The organism is Palleronia abyssalis, from assembly GCF_900302445.1.
In the GTDB taxonomy this organism is placed as follows: Bacteria; Pseudomonadota; Alphaproteobacteria; order Rhodobacterales; family Rhodobacteraceae; genus Palleronia; species Palleronia abyssalis.
In genome coordinates, this window is record NZ_ONZF01000005.1 from 202,582 (window position 1) to 217,960 (window position 15,379).

Annotated in this window: 18 protein-coding genes and 1 pseudogene; 13 read left to right on the forward strand and 6 right to left on the reverse strand. The window is 63.5% G+C overall.

Going from position 1 to position 15,379, the window contains the following annotated elements; translation table 11 throughout:
- Positions 1–38 precede the first annotated feature (38 nt).
- The 9 genes and pseudogenes from secG to PAA8504_RS13025 all read left to right on the forward strand — a co-directional run.
- Complete coding sequence (gene secG, locus PAA8504_RS12985; protein WP_108894610.1) at positions 39–419, forward strand: preprotein translocase subunit SecG; 381 nt, start codon at positions 39–41, stop codon at positions 417–419.
- Positions 420–541: 122 nt separating this feature from the next.
- Positions 542–2,185: a CTP synthase gene (gene pyrG, locus PAA8504_RS12990; protein WP_108894665.1), complete on the forward strand. Its 1,644-nt coding sequence runs from the start codon at positions 542–544 to the stop codon at positions 2,183–2,185.
- A gap of 99 nt (positions 2,186–2,284) precedes the next feature.
- On the forward strand, positions 2,285–2,479 hold the full coding sequence (locus tag PAA8504_RS12995; protein WP_108894611.1) for a CsbD family protein: 195 nt from the start codon (positions 2,285–2,287) through the stop codon (positions 2,477–2,479).
- 418 nt (positions 2,480–2,897) lie between these two features.
- Positions 2,898–4,388 carry an FAD-dependent oxidoreductase gene (locus tag PAA8504_RS13000; protein ID WP_108894612.1) on the forward strand — a complete coding sequence of 497 codons (1,491 nt, stop codon included), beginning with the start codon at positions 2,898–2,900 and terminating at the stop codon, positions 4,386–4,388.
- Between the two features lie 70 nt (positions 4,389–4,458).
- The gene (gene hflK / locus PAA8504_RS13005) at positions 4,459–5,622 is read left to right on the forward strand and encodes an FtsH protease activity modulator HflK (RefSeq protein WP_108894613.1); all 1,164 of its coding nucleotides are present in this window, start codon (positions 4,459–4,461) and stop codon (positions 5,620–5,622) included.
- Positions 5,622–6,656 (forward strand): protease modulator HflC, encoded by a 1,035-nt coding sequence (gene hflC, locus PAA8504_RS13010; protein ID WP_108894614.1) that lies wholly within the window; start codon positions 5,622–5,624, stop codon positions 6,654–6,656. Before hflK ends, hflC begins: the two co-directional genes overlap by 1 nt.
- Positions 6,656–6,847 carry a DUF2065 domain-containing protein gene (locus PAA8504_RS13015; RefSeq protein ID WP_108894615.1) on the forward strand — a complete coding sequence of 64 codons (192 nt, stop codon included), beginning with the start codon at positions 6,656–6,658 and terminating at the stop codon, positions 6,845–6,847. Before hflC ends, PAA8504_RS13015 begins: the two co-directional genes overlap by 1 nt.
- A 169-nt stretch (positions 6,848–7,016) precedes the next feature.
- Entirely contained in the window at positions 7,017–8,465 is a 1,449-nt protein-coding gene (locus PAA8504_RS13020) for a DegQ family serine endoprotease (RefSeq protein ID WP_108894616.1), read from the forward strand.
- A 399-nt stretch (positions 8,466–8,864) separates the two neighbouring features.
- A pseudogene (locus tag PAA8504_RS13025) lies at positions 8,865–9,863 on the forward strand (IS110 family RNA-guided transposase); the annotation flags it as partial.
- Positions 9,864–10,079: 216 nt separating this feature from the next.
- Here PAA8504_RS13025 and PAA8504_RS13030 read toward each other — a convergent pair.
- The 5 genes from PAA8504_RS13030 to PAA8504_RS13050 form a co-directional block, all read right to left on the reverse strand.
- Positions 10,080–10,391 (reverse strand): hypothetical protein, encoded by a 312-nt coding sequence (locus tag PAA8504_RS13030; RefSeq protein ID WP_108894618.1) that lies wholly within the window; start codon positions 10,389–10,391, stop codon positions 10,080–10,082.
- A complete protein-coding gene (locus PAA8504_RS13035) occupies positions 10,336–10,893 on the reverse strand; it encodes a hypothetical protein (protein WP_108894619.1) in 558 nt (185 codons plus the stop codon). Before PAA8504_RS13035 ends, PAA8504_RS13030 begins: the two co-directional genes overlap by 56 nt.
- Positions 10,894–10,922: 29 nt before the next feature.
- A complete protein-coding gene (locus PAA8504_RS13040; protein ID WP_146190494.1) occupies positions 10,923–11,210 on the reverse strand; it encodes a hypothetical protein in 288 nt (95 codons plus the stop codon).
- Between the two features lie 547 nt (positions 11,211–11,757).
- Positions 11,758–12,249, reverse strand: coding sequence for a peptidoglycan-binding domain-containing protein (locus PAA8504_RS13045; protein WP_108894621.1), 492 nt, complete (start codon positions 12,247–12,249; stop codon positions 11,758–11,760).
- A gap of 77 nt (positions 12,250–12,326) precedes the next feature.
- Positions 12,327–12,701 carry an OB-fold nucleic acid binding domain-containing protein gene (locus PAA8504_RS13050; RefSeq protein ID WP_245897622.1) on the reverse strand — a complete coding sequence of 125 codons (375 nt, stop codon included), beginning with the start codon at positions 12,699–12,701 and terminating at the stop codon, positions 12,327–12,329.
- A gap of 99 nt (positions 12,702–12,800) precedes the next feature.
- Here PAA8504_RS13050 and PAA8504_RS13055 point away from each other — a divergent pair, with 99 nt between their 5' ends.
- Genes PAA8504_RS13055 through PAA8504_RS22530 form a run of 3 tightly spaced genes read left to right on the forward strand, consistent with a single transcriptional unit; the run spans position 12,801 to position 13,806 of the window.
- Complete coding sequence (locus PAA8504_RS13055; protein ID WP_108894623.1) at positions 12,801–13,124, forward strand: 2Fe-2S iron-sulfur cluster-binding protein; 324 nt, start codon at positions 12,801–12,803, stop codon at positions 13,122–13,124.
- The gene (locus PAA8504_RS22525; protein WP_245897623.1) at positions 13,124–13,561 is read left to right on the forward strand and encodes a hypothetical protein; all 438 of its coding nucleotides are present in this window, start codon (positions 13,124–13,126) and stop codon (positions 13,559–13,561) included. Before PAA8504_RS13055 ends, PAA8504_RS22525 begins: the two co-directional genes overlap by 1 nt.
- Positions 13,558–13,806, forward strand: a complete 249-nt coding sequence (locus PAA8504_RS22530) for a hypothetical protein (protein ID WP_245897624.1) — start codon at positions 13,558–13,560, stop codon at positions 13,804–13,806. The genes PAA8504_RS22525 and PAA8504_RS22530 overlap by 4 nt, the downstream gene beginning before the upstream one ends.
- A gap of 10 nt (positions 13,807–13,816) precedes the next feature.
- On the opposite strand, the gene purD is transcribed toward PAA8504_RS22530, so the two are convergent.
- The gene (gene purD / locus PAA8504_RS13065; RefSeq protein ID WP_108894624.1) at positions 13,817–15,082 is read right to left on the reverse strand and encodes a phosphoribosylamine--glycine ligase; all 1,266 of its coding nucleotides are present in this window, start codon (positions 15,080–15,082) and stop codon (positions 13,817–13,819) included.
- 87 nt (positions 15,083–15,169) lie between these two features.
- Here purD and PAA8504_RS13070 point away from each other — a divergent pair, with 87 nt between their 5' ends.
- Complete coding sequence (locus PAA8504_RS13070; protein ID WP_108894625.1) at positions 15,170–15,370, forward strand: hypothetical protein; 201 nt, start codon at positions 15,170–15,172, stop codon at positions 15,368–15,370.
- Positions 15,371–15,379 lie beyond the last annotated feature (9 nt).

A 15,379-nucleotide genomic window follows, 5' to 3' on the forward strand; every position in this document is an offset into this window, starting at 1 on the left:
ATACATGAGGCCCGTCACGCGAGACGGGATACCCGCCCATGGAAAACATCGTCCTTACCATCCACCTGATCCTGGCACTGTGCCTGATCGGTGTCGTTCTTCTGCAGCGGTCGGAGGGCGGCGGGCTTGGCATGGGCGGCGGCGGGGGCACGATGTCCGCCCGCGGCGCGGCCACGGCCCTTGGCAAGATGACCTGGGGGCTGGCGATCTGCTTCATCGCGACGTCGATCTGGCTGACGGTGATCGCTGCGCAGAACTCGGCCGACAGCTCGGTCCTGGACCGGTTGGGAACGCAAGGCGCGCCCATCAGTGAGGGTGACCAATCCCCCTCGGTTCCCGAGCTTGGCGGCGATCTGCTTCCGCCGCCCACGACCGGGTCCACCGGGGATGCGCCGCTGCTTCCGCCGCGGGCTGACTGAAGGCCTGCTCCCCGGTTGCGGGCGGGGCGCTTTCGCCATAGACGTCAAATCCCGTGACGGGCGGCTTCGCGCTGCCCGGTGCCACCTATTTTCGCTGCACTGAGACCACGGGGATTGCGACCATGGCGCGTTACGTTTTCATCACGGGGGGCGTGGTTTCTTCGCTTGGTAAGGGGCTGGCCTCGGCCGCGCTGGGTGCGCTTCTGCAAGCCCGTGGGTTCAGCGTCCGTCTGCGCAAGCTTGACCCTTACCTGAACGTCGATCCCGGAACGATGAGTCCATTCGAGCATGGCGAGGTCTTCGTCACCGATGACGGGGCCGAGACCGATCTGGATCTGGGGCATTACGAGCGTTTCACCGGCGTCGCGGCGCGGTCGACAGATTCGGTGAGCTCGGGGCGGATCTATTCCAGTGTTCTGGAGAAGGAGCGGCGCGGGGATTACCTGGGAAAGACGATTCAGGTCATTCCGCACGTCACCAACGAGATCAAGGATTTCCTGACCATCGGCGCCGACGAGGTCGATTTCATGCTGTGCGAGATCGGCGGTACCGTCGGCGATATCGAGGGGCTGCCGTTCTTCGAAGCGATTCGCCAGTTCGCGCAGGAACGGCCGCGCGGGCAGTGCATTTTCATGCACCTGACGCTGTTGCCCTGGATCGCGGCCAGTGGCGAGCTGAAGACGAAGCCGACCCAGCACAGCGTCAAGGAGCTGCGCTCGATCGGGATCGCGCCAGACGTGCTGGTCTGCCGGTCCGAGCGTCCGATCCCCGAGAAGGAGCGCGAGAAGCTGGCGTTGTTCTGCAACGTGCGCCCCGACAGCGTGATCGCCGCCTATGATCTGAAGTCGATCTACGAGGCGCCTTTGGCCTATCACCGCGAAGGGATGGATCAGGCGGTGCTGGATGCGTTCGGGATCAGCCCCGCGCCTAAGCCCAACCTCGACCGATGGCACGACGTCGCCGACCGGGTGTTCAACCCCGAGGGTCAGGTCAAGATCGCCATCGTCGGCAAATACACCCAGCTTGAGGACGCCTATAAGTCCATAGCCGAGGCGCTGACCCATGGCGGGATGGCGAACCGGGTGAAGGTCAAGATCGAATGGGTCGATTCCGAAGTGTTCGATCGCGAGGATCCGGCCCCGCATCTGGAGCCCTACGACGCGATCCTCGTCCCCGGCGGCTTCGGCGAGCGTGGGACAGAGGGCAAGATCAAGGCCGCGCAGTTCGCGCGCGAGCGGAAGATCCCGTATCTGGGCATTTGTCTGGGCATGCAGATGGCCGTTGTCGAAGCCGCCCGGAACCTTGCCGGTATGGATCGTGCGGGCAGTCAGGAGTTCGATCACGAAGCCGGCGCTGCGCGGTTCGAGCCGGTGATCTTTCACCTCAAGGAGTGGATCAAGGACAACCAGACGATCGCGCGGGACGTGTTGGACGACAAGGGCGGCACGATGCGGCTGGGTGCCTACACGGCGCATCTGCGGGAAGGGTCCAAGGTAGCCGAGGTTTACGGCAGCCACCGGATCGAGGAGCGCCACCGCCATCGCTATGAGGTCGACATCAAGTATCGCGAGACCCTAGAAGCGCACGGGTTGTGCTTTTCGGGAATGTCGCCGGATGGACGCCTGCCCGAGATCGTCGAGGTCTCGGATCATCCCTGGTTCATCGGGGTCCAATTCCACCCGGAGTTGAAATCGAAGCCGTTCGCGCCGCATCCGCTGTTCGCCGATTTCGTGCGCGCGGCGAAAGAGGTGTCGCGCCTGGTCTAGCACTGCTCGGGGTCACGTTTGGGTGTCGCCGCCGGGGCTGTTGGAACGCTTGAGGCCCGCGGGACGTTTCATCTTCGTAACTGGTACGGAGGGTGCAACATGAACGAGAACGAAACCAAAGGTCACGGCAAGGAACTCAAGGGCAAGGCCAAAGAGGTCGCCGGCGAGACCACGGGAAACGAAAAGCTGGAAGCCGAAGGCGAGGGCGATCAGCTTGAGGGCAAGGCCCAGAAAAACGTGGGCAAAGCACAGGATGCTTTGACTTCCGATCGCAAGGACGACAAAAAAGCGTAGATAATTGCGTCTTTCTACCGTCGATCCGCATGGATATGCGGCAATGCGGCATCACTTCTTTGAGGTGATGCCGCATTTGTGATAGGATGATTCCATTCTGACGCGACCGGTATCGTTGGTCTGCAACTTAACGCGTCCGGTTCGCCAGTATTGCTTGTTTACTCAACGGGGTGCTGCTCGAATGGCTTTCCGTATCTACCGATGCCACAATTGCGACCATCGCATGCGCTTAGGTGCGCGAACTTGCGGCAAATGCTGGGTGTCGACTCCGTTGCACAACAGGATGTGGTTCTGCGCGGGACTGACCCTGGTCGCCGCGGCTGGTTTGGCGGGTCTGGTGACAAGATGACCGCGCCCAGGTAGTGACGCGTCACGGTTCATGCCATAGACCGTCCCGGGTATTTGCGGGGACATTGGCATGAGCGATTTCGACTACGACCTTTTCGTGATTGGCGGCGGCTCTGGCGGGGTTCGTGCCGCACGCACAGTTGCGGCGACCGGCGCGCGCGTCGCTTTGGCCGAGGAGAGCCGGATGGGCGGCACTTGCGTCATTCGCGGCTGTGTGCCCAAGAAGATCATGGTCTTCGCGTCCGGCTTCCCGCGCCATGTGGAGCACGCACGGTCCTACGGGTGGGACGCAAGCATCGGCGCGTTCGACTGGCCCGCCTTCCGCACGCACCTCCACAAGGAGCTCGACCGGCTTGAAGAGGTCTATCGCGCGATGCTCGACAAGTCCGACGTCAGGGTCTTCGACAGTCGCGCCCGTCTGACCGGTCCGCACGACGTGGAACTGGCCGATGGGCAGACCTTATCGGCGAAGCATATCTTGATCGCGTCTGGCGGATCGCCCGTGCGCCCGCCGCTGGCAAATGCCGATATGGGCCTCGTGTCCAACGACATGTTCATGCTCGAGAAACTGCCCAGGACTCTTCTGATCGTCGGAGGCGGTTACATCGGGTGCGAATTTGCGTGCATGATGGCCGGGATGGGCGTCGAAGTGACCATGTACCTTCGCAGCGGCCAGATCCTGAATGGCTTCGACGAGGAATGCCGCGGCCTGATCTCGGAAATGATGCGCGAACGCGGGATCGAGATTCACACCGGGACGTCCATCATGGATATGTCCCGGGAAAGCCAGCAAGACGACATGCCGCTGGGCGGCGAATCCGACGCCGCGATGGGCGCCCCCGTGGGCGAGGAAACGAAGGCGGAACCCCAGGATGCGCTGGCCCGGAACCCGAAAAGCGAAACGATCGCAAGGGCCGGCTGCCCGGTTCGGGTCAAGGCGACGAACGGGCGAGAGCGCACGTTCGACCACGTTCTTTTCGCCACCGGTCGGAAACCCAACACCGAAGGCATGGGGCTTGAAGGTGTCGGCGTCGAGGTGGGCCGCCGCGGCCAGGTTGTGGTCAATGAATATTCACAGACATCCGTCCCATCGATCTATGCCATCGGGGATGTGACCGACCGCGTGCAACTGACGCCAGTGGCGATCCGCGAGGCGATGGCATTCACGAACACGGTCTTCAAGGGCATGGATCAGCCCGTCGATCACGAGCTTGTCGCCTCGGCCGTATTCACCCAACCCGAGCTTGGCAGCGTCGGCATGACCGAAGAAGAAGCCCGCGCCGATCGCGAGATCGAGGTCTATGCGACATCCTTCCGTCCCATGCGCACCGCCTTCATCGATTGCCCCGACCGCACCATGTTCAAGCTGATCGTGTGCAAGGAAACCCGCGTCGTATTGGGCGCGCATATTGTGTCCGACGATGCCGGCGAATGGATACAGCTCATCGGCATTGCGGTGAAGAACAAGCTGACTAAGGAACAGTTCGACGCGACCTGTGCGGTGCATCCCACCGCCACCGAAGAGATCGTCACCATGTCGCAGCCGGTCCGTTCGGGTTGAACGCCCCGTCTGAAACGACCATCTAAAGGCAGGATACGAAAAATGTCAGACGCAAGGGAACTCGGCTAACATGGCAGGGAACAACGGCGGCCCTTGGGGCAGCGGTGGCAATCGCAACGGCGGCGGGAGTGGTGACGATCGCCGTCCGCAAGGCCAGCGCCCCGGACAAGGCGGCGGCAATGGGCAGGTCCCGGATATCGACCAGATCGTGCGCAAGGGTCAGGAACAGCTTCGCGTTCTGGTGGGCGGCAAGAATGGACGTCCGACCGGAGGCGGCGGATCCGGGGGATCGGGGTTCGGGCGCGGCACGTGGATCGTTGCCGGGCTTGTGCTTGTCGGCGTGTGGCTCGCCGCAAGCTTTTACCGGGTGGATACGTCCGAGCAATCGGTCGAATTGTTCCTGGGCGAGTATTCCTCGACGGGACAACCGGGCCTGAACTTCGCGCCCTGGCCGCTGGTGACCGCCGAAGTCATTCCGGTGACCCGCGAACAGACCGAAGAGCTTGGCATCGGTCGCGGCACCAATGCCGATGACGGCCTGATGCTGACGACGGACGAGAACATCGTGGACATCGATTTTGAGGTCGTCTGGAACATCCGCGACCCCGCCGAATTCCTGTTTAACCTGGCCGAGCCGGTCGAGACCATTCGCGCGGTGTCCGAATCGGCAATGCGCGAAGTCGTCGCCCAATCCGAGCTTGCGCCGATCCTGAACCGCGATCGGGGCGTCATTGCCCAGGAAGTCGAGCAGCTGATTCAGGATACGCTCGACAGTTACAATTCCGGCGTGAACATCATTCGTCTGAACCTCGACAAGGCGGACCCGCCGGGCGAGGTGATCGACGCATTCCGCGACGTTCAGGCCGCCGAGCAGGAGCGTGACCGGTTGGAGCGTCAGGCGGATGCCTATGCGAACCGTGTCCTTGCCGGCGCGCGAGGCGAAGCCGCCCAAACGCTGGAAGAGGCCGAGGCCTATCGCGCCCAGGTCGTGAACGAGGCCCAGGGTGAGGCGTCGCGCTTCTCGGCCGTGCTGGGCGAGTATCAGCGCGCCCCCGAAGTCACGCGCAAGCGCCTGTACCTCGAGACGATGGAAACCGTGCTGGGCCGCGTCGACAAGGTCATCTTGGACGAACAGGGTGGCGCCGGCGGACAAGGGGTCGTGCCCTACCTGCCGATCAACGAACTGGGCCGGAATCGCGCCCAGACCGCACAAGGCAACGGAGACGCCAACTGATGCGCAAGGCATATGTATTCCTCGGCTTCGTGGTCGTTGCCCTCTTTGTGCTCATGTCCTCGATCTTCGTCGTGGACGAGCGTGAGAAGGCCCTCGTTCTGCAATTCGGCCAAATCAAGTCCGTGAAAGAAGACCCGGGCATCGGCTTCAAGATCCCGATCATCCAGAACGTCGTCAACTACGACGACCGGATACTGTCGCTGGACACCGATCCGATCGAGGTCACGCCTTCGGATGATCGGCGTCTGATCGTCGACGCCTTCGCACGGTACCGGATCGCCGATGTCGAGCAGTTCCGCCGGGCCATTGGCGGCGGCGGCGTGCGGTCGGTCGAAACGCGGCTGGGCGGCATCCTGATCGCGCAGACCCGGGCGGTTCTGGGTTCGGATGGCGTCACCTCGAACACCATCCTGTCAGAGGACCGGTCCGTGCTGATGACCCGCATCCGCGATCAGGTGACCTCCGAATCCGAAGAACTGGGGATCGAGATCATCGACGTGCGCCTGAAGCAGACCGCGCTTCCCGATCAGAACTTGGCGGCGACCTTCGACCGGATGCGCGCCGAGCGTGAGCGCGAGGCGACGGACGAACGGGCCCGTGGTGAGGAAGCCGCGCAGCGCGTGCGTGCCCAGGCCGACCGTACCCGGGTCGAGCTAGTTTCCGAGGCGCAGCGTGAAGCGGAAATCACCCGAGGTGAGGCCGACGCACAGCGCAACCGTGTCTTCGCGGAAGCTTTTGGGGCGGATGCCGAGTTCTTCGAGTTCTACCGCTCGTTGACCGCCTATGACCGGGCCTTGCAGGGGAACAACTCGACGCTGATCTTGTCGCCGGACAGCGAGTTTTTCAATTACCTCAAGACCGACTCTCCGACCGGCCGGACCACGGAAGGCGCGGAAGCGTCGCTGTCGCAAAGCGGCGCCGCGGCGGCCAACTCGGAACAGCAGGGCGACGCCCCTGCGGCAAGCGTTTCCGAGCCTGAGGAAACCGATGCGGCCCCGGTCGCCGAAGAAGCGGCGGCACAGCCGACGAATTGATGGGTACCATCATTCTGGCACTCGGTCTGGTGCTGATCTTCGAGGGGTTTCTCTTCGTGATCGCGCCGGACCGGGTGGAAGACCTTCTTGAACATTTCCGGCAGATGCCGGTCGAGGCCCGCCGTCTGGTGGGCCTCATTGCTTTGACGGTTGGTCTGGCGTTGATTTCCATGGCGTTAGCACTGGCGTGACCGAACCCAAGGCGTTGGGAAAGGTTACAGCCGTCTCACACCCAGTTGACGGCGCGCGACGGATCGTTGTGTTGCCGCCGTCAATTCCTATCTCTTATCTCATTCAGGCATCCAAGACGGGCGTCTGCGCCCGCGGCCCTCGGGGCCGACCGAACCCAAGGAGAGCAGAGTGACCATTTCCCATATAATTCCGGCCCGCCAAGCGCGGCGTCTGACCACGGCCCTGCTGCTGGGCACCGCGCTTGTCGTGACGCCGGCGTTGGACGCACAGGCGACGCCCGAAACTTTCGCCCCCCTGGCCGAGCAAATCAGTGACTCGGTGGTCAACATCACGACGTCGACGACCGTTGCCGCCAGCGCCAACCCGATGCCGCAGGTTCCCGAAGGTTCGCCCTTCGAGGACTTCTTCCGCGACTTCATGGACCGCAACCAGGAGCGCGGCGCGCCCCGTCGCAGCCAAGCGTTGGGCTCGGGCTTCGTGATCTCTGATGACGGCTATATCGTGACGAACAACCACGTCATCGAAGGCGCTGACGAGATCAATATCGAGTTCTTCAACGGCGAGACCCTGGAAGCCGAGATCGTGGGGACCGACCCCAATACCGACATCGCGCTTCTGAAGGTAGAGTCAGATGCCCCCCTGAAGCCGGTTCCTTTCGGCAACAGCGACGATGCCGCTGTGGGTGACTGGGTCATGGCGATGGGTAACCCGCTCGGACAGGGCTTTTCTGTCAGTGCGGGCATCGTATCGGCACGGAACCGGGCGCTGTCGGGCACCTATGACGATTACATCCAGACCGACGCCGCCATCAACCGCGGCAATTCGGGCGGACCGCTGTTCAACATGGACGGCGAAGTCGTCGGCGTGAACACTGCCATCCTGTCGCCCAACGGTGGGTCGATCGGCATCGGGTTCGCCATGTCCTCGAACGTGGTGACCAAGGTCGTCGACCAGCTTCGCGAATTCGGCGAGACGCGCCGCGGCTGGCTGGGTGTCCGTATCCAGGATGTGACCGACGACATCGCTGAATCCATCGGACTTCAGGAAGCGTCGGGCGCGTTGATCACCGACGTTCCGGAAGGCCCCGCCGCCGAAGCAGGTATGGAGTCGGGCGACGTGATCGTCAGCTTCAACGATCAGCAGGTCGAGGATACCCGGGGCCTGGTCCGCCGGGTTGGCGATGCCGAAGTTGGCGCCACCGTACCCGTGACGGTCTTCCGCGACGGCGACGAGGTCGAGCTTTCGGTGACCCTGGGCCGCCGCGAGGAAGCCGAGGCGGTTCCCGCCACGGCCACGATGGATGCCCCCGAAGAAGCTGAAGAGGATGTGCTAGGCGTGACGGTCCGGCCACTGACGGACGAGATGCGCGAACAGCTTGGCCTGTCCACTGGACAGGACGGCTTGGCGGTGGTGGATGTGGCCGAGGACTCGGAAGCCTACGAGAAAGGTATTCGCGCGGGTGACGTCATCACCGAAGCTGGTCAGGAGAAAGTCGCCTCTGTCGCGGATCTGGAAACCCGGATCGAAGAGGCGCGCGACGCGGGCCGCCGGTCGATCCTGCTGCTGATCCGTCGCGAGGGCGAGCCGCGCTTCCTGGCGCTGCCCCTCGAAGACTGATCGCAGCCCATATGGCCGGGAAAAGGGGCGTCCTTCGGGGCCAGCCCCTTACGGCAAATGTTGAAGCCCGCAGCCATGTGGCTGCGGGCTTCAACATGAAGTCCCGTTCGTAGACACGCCCGCGAGCCAGACCGATCCGCATCGCGGGCGTTTTCGTGTCTTCTCCGGGGTCGCACCAGTTGTGGTAGAAGCGATAGGTCTGGACCATCTTGGCCATCACCTCCGGTTTGTGGAGATAATTCTTGTCCCAAGTGTACCCGACATTCCCGCTGGAAATGGCCGGGCGGGAGGCGAAGAGATGGGGTGGATGCCGCTCTCACCTGACGGCATCGCAATGTGCCAAGCTTGCGGTGTCATGACACAAGCTGAAGGAGAGGGCATCAATGGAAGAGGTTACCAGTCGATCTCGCAAAGAACGTGTTCCAGGTGCACGGCGCCGCGACGGACCGGTCCGTGCTGTTCCGGAAGAAGCTGACGCGGCCGCAGTTCGCGCGGTTCATGGCGGAGCAGCCGCCGTGTCGAGTGGCGATGGAGGCCTGCGCCAGTGCGCATCACTGGGCTCGGGAGATGTCGCGGCACGGACATGAGGTCCGTCTGATCGCGCCGCACTACGTCAAGCCGTTCCTCAAGCGGCAGAAGAATGACGCCGCCGAGGCCATCGTCGAGGCGGCGCTGCGGCCGACGATGCGGTTCGTCGAACCGAAATCCGCGGACCAGCAAGCACGCGCCGTCGCATTCCGGACGCGGGAGCAGCTCGTGAAGCAGCGCACGGAGGCCGTGAACGCGCTCAGGTCGCATCTCTACGAGTTCGGCCATGTCGCACCCGAGGGGATCGGCTACGTCCCACGCCTCGCCAAGGTCGTCGATGATCCCGACACTGGCATTCCCGAGTTGGTTCGGGACATCTGTCGCATGCTCCTTGCACAGATCGCCCACCTCACTGACCGGATCAACGCCCTCAAAGCCCGGATCGCAGCGCTGTCGAATGAAGCGGAGCTGCCGCGCCAGTTGCAGACGATGCCGGGCGTCGGGCCGATCACCGCGCTCGCGGTCGAGACCTTCGCGCCGCCGATGGAGCAGTTCCGCCGCGGGCGGGATTTCGCGGCCTGGCTCGGCCTCGTCCCCAGGCAACACTCCACCGGCGGCAAGCAGAGGTTGGGAAAGACCTCGAAGATGGGGCAACGGGACATCCGACGACTGCTGGTGATCGGGGCAACTGCCGTGATCCGCTGGGCTACGCGGCGAGGGGCGCCAAAGGGATCGTGGCTGGCACGGATGCTGGAGCGCAAGCCGATCCCGGTCGTGGCGGTGGCCATGGCGAACAAGATGGCGCGTGGCATCTGGGCGATGCTCACGCGGGACGAGGACTATCGTGGCCCTGTACTGATCGGCGCCTGATCGGGCGGCGCGGGCAGACCTCGGGACCACCGAGTTGTGAGGAAGGCATGATCCGAATGGGCAAATGATCCAAACGATCCGGGTCGGGCAAACCAGTAACGTTCTCCGAGTCCCGAACTCGCTGTTGGAGATTTGGCCCCGGTCCGCGCATCACCATCCCGGCCAGCGGCGCCATGTCGGCCGCACTGAACAGGCCTGACAAAAGAACGCACTCGATCACATGTCCCGACGATCAAAAATTCCTTGCAAACCGAGCGGCATCCACAAAAGAAGGTTGGGCCGGAACTTGTGGAAGTAAGCATCCACGCTGCGCAGCGTGGCGCGCCGGATCAGGCGGGCGGCGGACTTCGTATCGCGTACTGGACGCCAGGTCGGCACCTTCACGACCTTGTTTGGTTCGGACTTTCTCGAGAATGGGAAGCGGGCGCCGAGATTGAGCGGCCAGCCCATCACCTGGGTCGACAGTGCGAAATCAACCAGCCGGGCATAGTCCTCGTCGGAGAGTTGGCGGATCTGGTCGATCGGCAACCTGACACCCCTGACAGGAGGGTTTGTCCCCCGCGACAGTATAGTTCCGCATGTAGTTGGTCGTCCCCTTGTCGAAGCTGACCACCGCGATCTCGGCCTTGCGCCCGCTGCTTTCCTGAACGAACGCGGCCTGAAAGGCATGCTGCAATCCGCGATCGTCATCTATCATCAGCAGGAGCGGCACGTCGGCCCCCGAGAGCATCTCCTGAACCGGAAGCGCGTCGGCATACTGGAGGATGTCGTAGCGCACCAGGACGCCTTGGTGTGGCAACTGGTAGAGTTCGGTCTCCTGCACCTTCTGCCGCTCCTTGAGCGGCACCAGGTAGTCTTGGAACTCGGTATTTGTCCAAATGCGCGCGTGTTGGCGGAACGCGACAGAGATGTTCGCAGCGTGCGCCTGATCCTCGGCCTGATCCATCGTCATGGAGGGGTCGAACTGGAAAGCCGCCTCCATGATGAACCCGGAACGGTAATGCGCCGTGGACAGGTGCTGCGCGGCCACGGGCGTCCGCTTGCGCTTCGTCGGCCAGTTCAGCGAGAGCGTCTGGCTGTCATTCGCGAACCGCGAGCCGACGGCCGGAAATCGACGCGCGCGAAGTCCTCACACTGGGCGGTGAAGCCTTGGACCTGCTGGTGGAAGAAGTCGATCTTGCCGTAGAGATCGCAGTAGGAGGTGTCGGTGATCTTGCAGATCTTCGCCAGCGATACCTCATTGCAGAGCAGCTGGAAGATCACCCGGTTCTTGTCGCCCCGCAGATGCCGGCTTGCCGGTCGAGAAGGTCTTCGAGCACACTCGGCACTGGAAACGTGGATCGCCATTGGCCGTCTTGCCGAACCGCCGGTAGAACTCCGGATTTGCCTCAGGCGCGATTCCATGGGCGAAGCATCCGGGCGTCTCGCAGGAAGGCACGGTCGGGTCGTGATCTTGCAAATACTTGAGGCGTCGGTATTCTTTGGTGATCGTGCGGTTGTTCTTGATCCGCGAGGTCTTATTGCAGGTCGGGCACTGGAAAAACTCTTCGTGCTTCTTGTCTTAGCCTCGCCTCTCAGGACGCCCGGCGGTGCCTTTGGCTCACCGCTTGGCCCCTTTAACGGGTCCGGATGCACGCCGTAGCTTCCGCACGCAGGGTTGCGGCAAAAGTTTAGGTCGAGGCCGTCAAATGCCTCCGGAAAACGCGGCGCCAAGGGCGGAGATCCTGTCGAAGATATTTTCGAGTCGTCCAGCACCTGACACCTCCTTCATGAGACGGGTCAAGACGCTGTTTTTGAAAGTAATGTTGGCCGCATTGCAGCCAACAGAACAGTCATTTCAGCATTTGCCGTAAGGGGCTAGTCCTTCGGGGCGCCCTTTCTTGCGTCTGTCGGCCTATTTCGCCAGCGCTTCATCCCGGTCGTAGACGATAAGTCCCAAACGCTTTCCGGCGGCGATGCTCAGGACGTCCGAGTTGATGCCCTCGTCGCGCTGAAACACCCGGATCGCCGAGCGTGTACGACGGTCCATCACACCGTCCGCGGGGCCATTCATCAGCTGCCGCACGATCAGCGCCCGCTGAACGCTGGCGATGAAGGCGGGGGTCCAAGAGTCCCGGCAGGGGGTGTCGAACCAGATTTCTTCGCGGTCCGCGACGATCCTCTGCACGGTTTCGGTCTGATAACCTCCGGCGTCCTGGCGGCTCTGCACCACCGTTTCTATGACGGCGGGGGTTTCGTCGCGGGCTTGACAGATTTCGGGCCTAGTCAGGTCGACCACCTGATCGCCCGTCGCCGACAGCGCGGGTTCGATGAAACGCGACACATCCGGCGGGGCCGGAATGCAGGCGGACAGCGCAAGAAGCGCTGCAAATGCGAGGCGGAACATACTGCTTTGGGGACCTTTTGCGGTGCCTTCTGACGATACCGTAAAGCCCCGATGGTCACGCGCCTACCCGCGCCGGATCATTCCCCGGCGGCTGTGGCTTCCACGCGCACCAGATCGTCCAGCATCCAGCTGATATCCTCGATCTCGTCCGCCAGGATATGGCACACGCCGCTGTCGCGCTGAAGGCGACCGGTCACCCGCAGGCAACGTCCCGCGATCACCGCCCGGCGGAACCGCTCGTACATGGCGCGCCAGACGATCACGTTGCACACGCCCGTCTCATCCTCGAGCGTCAGGAACACGACGCCCTTCGCGGTGCCGGGCCTTTGACGCAGCAGCACCAGTCCGGCCACCGTCACCCGCGCGCCATTGGGGGGGCGGTCCAGCCAGCCATGGGGCAGGGCCGAGGGCGGGCGGGGCCAGCCGGTGTCGGGGGATTCGAATTCTGACATGGAACGATTGTAGAACATCGTCTTCCTGCGGCCAATCGTTGCTGGCAACGGGGCGCACATCCCCCTAGCTATGGCGCGATGCATTCAGAGGAGCCCGAAATGGCGAAGATCACCTATATCGAGTATGGTGGAAAAGAGCATGTCGTCGACGTCAAGAACGGCCTGACCGTCATGGAAGGCGCGCGCGACAATGGAATCCCAGGGATCGAGGCCGATTGCGGCGGGGCCTGCGCCTGTTCGACCTGCCACGTCTACGTGGCAGAGGGCTGGGTCGAAAAGCTGCCTGCCAAGGAAGCGATGGAAGAGGATATGCTGGATTTCGCGTACGAGCCCGACCCGGCCCGGTCGCGTCTGACGTGCCAGCTAAAGGTCTCCGACGATCTGGACGGCTTGGTCGTGCAGATGCCCGAAAAGCAGATCTGATGCTGCGCGTGGCCGTCTGCCTGATTTGGCTGGCGGGCACGGCCGCGGCAGATGTGGTCTCGGCCGGGTATACCGGGCCGACCACACGCTATGATCACGGGGTTCTGGGCGATGCCGTGGAATGGGGCGCCCTCGAGATGCGCACCAGCGATGGGCGTCTTGTGACAGTCACACTGCCCGAAACCCGCGTGTTCGAGGATACGGCCCCCCGTCTGTCCGATCTGGACGGCGATGGCGCCGCCGAGGTGATCGCAGTCGAAACGGACCTTCGACTTGGCGCGCGGCTGTCGATCTATGACGAAAGCGGTCTGGTCGCGGCGACCGAGTTCATCGGCCAGACGCATGCTGGCTGGCCCCTGCGGGGGCCGCCGATCTGGATGGGGACGGCCGGGTCGAACTGGCCTATGTGGACCGACCTCATCTGGTTCGGCGGTTGAGATTCTGGCGGCTGGACGGGGATCGGCTGGTCGAGATTGCCGGTCTGGACGGCGTGACGAACCACAGGATCGGCGATCCGGAAATCTCGGGCGGGGTGCGCGCGTGCGGTGGGACCCCGGAATTGGTGCTGCTTTCCGCAGACTGGTCGCGAATCGTCGCAGTGACGTTGCCGGGACCGCGCATGCGCGATGCCGGGGCGAACGCACCGGGGGCTTTGGACCGGTTTCTGGCCTGCGAGAACTGATCGCCCGGCTCTAGTCGAGCGCGCGCCACCCGATGTCGCGGCGACAGAACCCGTCGGGCCAGTCGATCGCGTCGACCATGGCATAGACCCGTTCGCGCGCCTGCTTCAGGTCGTCGCCGCGGGCCGTCACGGACAGAACGCGTCCCCCCGCGGCCAACGGTTTCCCGTCCTCGATCCGTGTGCCGGAGTGGAACACGACCTGGCTTGAAGTCGCTGTCAGCGATTCGAGCCCGTCGATCCTGGTTCCCTTGGTGTACTCCCCCGGATACCCCATGGCGGCCATCACGACGGTCATCGCATGATCGTCGGCCCAGTTAACCCGTGCGTCGCCCAGCCGACTTTCGGCGCAGGCCTGCATCAGGTCCAGCGCCTGCGCGCCCAGCCGGATCATCAGGCACTGACATTCCGGATCGCCGAAGCGGGCGTTGAATTCCACCAGGCGCGGCGCGCCATTCTGGATCATCAGGCCGACGTAAAGGACGCCGGAATACGGCGTGCCCCGGCGCACCAGTTCGGCCATGCAGGGGCGCACGATCTCCTCCAGGGCCCGGCGCGTCGTTTCGGCATCCATGATCGGCGCGGGGGAATAGGCGCCCATGCCGCCGGTGTTGGGGCCGGTATCGCCCTCGCCGACGCGCTTGTGATCCTGCGCGGTGCCGATGGGCAGGACGTCATTGCCGTCGACCAGCACGAAGAACGACGCTTCTTCGCCCTCCAGCACCTCCTCGATCACGACCGCCGCACCCGCTGCGCCGAACTGTCCGCCGAAGATGTCATCGATGGCCGCACAAGCCTGTTCCGTCGTTTCGGCCACGATGACGCCTTTGCCGGCGGCCAGCCCGTCGGCCTTCACCACGATCGGGGCCCCGTGGGCCGTTACGTGATCTCGGGCGGCTTCAGCATCCTCGAACCTCGCATAAGCCGCGGTTGGTGCGCCTGCAGCATCGCACAAGGCCTTGGTGAAGCTCTTGGAGGTTTCGACCATCGCCGCATCGCGGTTGGGACCGAAGACCAGGATATTGGCATCGCGCAGGGCGTCGGCCACGCCCGCCGCCAAGGGCGCTTCGGGCCCGACGATGACGAAATCCACCGCATTCTCGCCCGCGAACTCGACCACCGCCGCGGGGTCTTCGATCCCCAGTGTCGAGATCTCGGCGATGCCCCCGATGCCGGCGTTTCCTGGCGCGACGATCAGGCGGTCGCATTTCGGGTTCTGCAGCACGGCCCAGGCCAAGGCGTGTTCACGCCCCCCGCCGCCGAGGATCAGGATATTCATGCGCGCCTCCGTCTTTCTCGGGTCGCTGATAGGCGCGAGGGAACCCGTTGTGAAGCGATCCGTGTTGGGTCCGGGAAAGAGGATGCCATGAAATACTACGTTAACACCGACGAACGCGAGGACGGCTCGCATGTGATGCATGCCGAGTACTGTCAGTATCTTCCCAACCCCGAGTCGCGGAAGGCCGTGGGCGATTACGCCAACTGCGACACCGGCCTGAAACATGCCCGCAAGGTGTTCGACGGCGCGAAACCCTGCCGGACCTGCTGCAGCGACTGCTCGGGGTAATGGCCCTTT